Annotated in this window: 2 protein-coding genes; both read right to left on the bottom strand. The window is 59.7% G+C overall.

Features of this window, described 5'->3' with window-relative positions; translation table 11 throughout:
- Positions 1-95 precede the first annotated feature (95 nt).
- Complete coding sequence (locus tag ABI582_RS28600) at positions 96-1,019, bottom strand: hypothetical protein (protein WP_442120979.1); 924 nt, start codon at positions 1,017-1,019, stop codon at positions 96-98.
- Positions 1,016-1,595, bottom strand: a 580-nt coding sequence (locus ABI582_RS28595) for a bacteriophage T4 gp5 trimerisation domain-containing protein (RefSeq protein ID WP_442120978.1), incomplete at its 5' end; no start/stop codon positions are given. The genes ABI582_RS28595 and ABI582_RS28600, both read right to left, overlap by 4 nt.

The following is a 1,595-nucleotide window of genomic DNA, read 5'->3' as shown; positions in this document are numbered from 1 at the left end:
TGGCAGGATCGGCAAACCTTGCCGCTCGCAGGCCATGCACTGATCAGAAGGGAGCCCGGCTTCGGCTGTCGCAATGGCGATACGTTGACTGAGGGTCATAAGCGCCTCTCGTTTACTGGGAGGGGGTCGATCAGGCGACACCATTGCGCCTCGGAATAACGAGCGAGCATTGGGGCAAGAGGACGGCGATCGTTGACGGCTGCCTCAACCATGCTGCGCACTGCAGCAACGGTATTCAGCTTGGGATGGATGCACAGGTGATGAAGAGCGAAAACCGTGATGTCCTCCTCTGCGCTCAGGCCCAACGCTCGTGCGTCGTCAATATGGTTGGATACACGCACGGCGGCTAATGGCGGTATCTGGCACTGGCTCGCGTCCTCCGAGCCCGCACGCAACACTCTCCAGACAGCCAGCACGCGCTCGACCAACCCCACATCCTCCTGAATCCGCTGGGCAGGCTCCGGCAAAGAGTGCCGCGGTCCGTTCTGCCCTTTGAGGTGGGCCAACCTTCCACCGCTACTCAGGAAGAACCAGCTGTTGATCGGCCACCAAGGGCCGTGCTCGACCTGCTTGAACGTTGCCGCGAGCAGCTCCAGGCGAACGGGTTCATAGACTGGGTAAAAGTTGAAGTGGCGCTTGGCATCGGGTATTTGGCACATGGCCGTGAGGTGGGCGGCTACCGTGGCCGGTGTTGCCTCGCTGAACAGCCAGCCACTCAAATAGCGCCGGTGCCGGTGCAGCCCTCTGTACGCTGCACGAGCCGTCAGCTCGAGCAAGTCACTACGGGGAGAAGATCCGGGCGAGGCCAGGCAGGCCAACACCGGGTGCAGGTGAGGCGCATGGGCCAGATCGGCCCTGTGCACACGCGTCAATGCTGCTTCCCCCAACGTTTCGCGCAGTCGAGCAAGCAAGTTATGGTCGCTTCTAGCCGTAACCGCTAGTGGGTCTATCAGTACATGGCAATGCAAATGCGCCGCATGGTGCCCTTCAAGGCTGCGGGCCAGGTTCTCGATCTTCATGCCTTGACCTCGCACTTGTTACTGCCATCAGCCGTAAACTCAAGTGACTGGCTATTGCCATCCCCCTTCGCTACCGCCTTGGTCTGCCCCTGCAGATCGAGTGTCAAGCCGTTGATGGTAATGCCCTGGGCGTCCAGCACGATGCTGCCGCCAGGGCTTCTGAACTCGATGCGTTCACTGGCCAGCAACTGGTAGACCGTCGTGCGTGTTTGCACCCCCTGCCCGACGCTGATCGATTGAGCCCCTTTGATCACAAGCTCGCTGTTGTTACCAACGACGACACGCTGGTTGGCACCCGTTGTCTCGCTACGGTTGTTGCCCACTTGTTCAGTCAGATCTTGCTTGATGTCAACACGGCTGTTTTGCCCGATGAACTGGGTATGGTCACGCGCAGTTTCCTGGCGGAAGTTGTTGCCGATGGTCAGTTGCTCATCCTGGCCGACTTGCTCGACACGGTTACGCCCGACACGCGTGGTCTCATCATTGCCGACGATGTTGTTCTGGTCCCGTTGGGCATGGATGAACACTTCCTCCTTGCCCAGTTCATCCTCGAAGCGCAGCTCGTTGAAGCCATCT

This window comes from Pseudomonas sp. SAS7 (assembly GCF_052112345.1).
Taxonomy (GTDB): Bacteria; Pseudomonadota; Gammaproteobacteria; order Pseudomonadales; family Pseudomonadaceae; genus Aquipseudomonas; species Aquipseudomonas putida_Q.
This window is presented reverse-complemented; position numbering and strand designations above follow the sequence as displayed.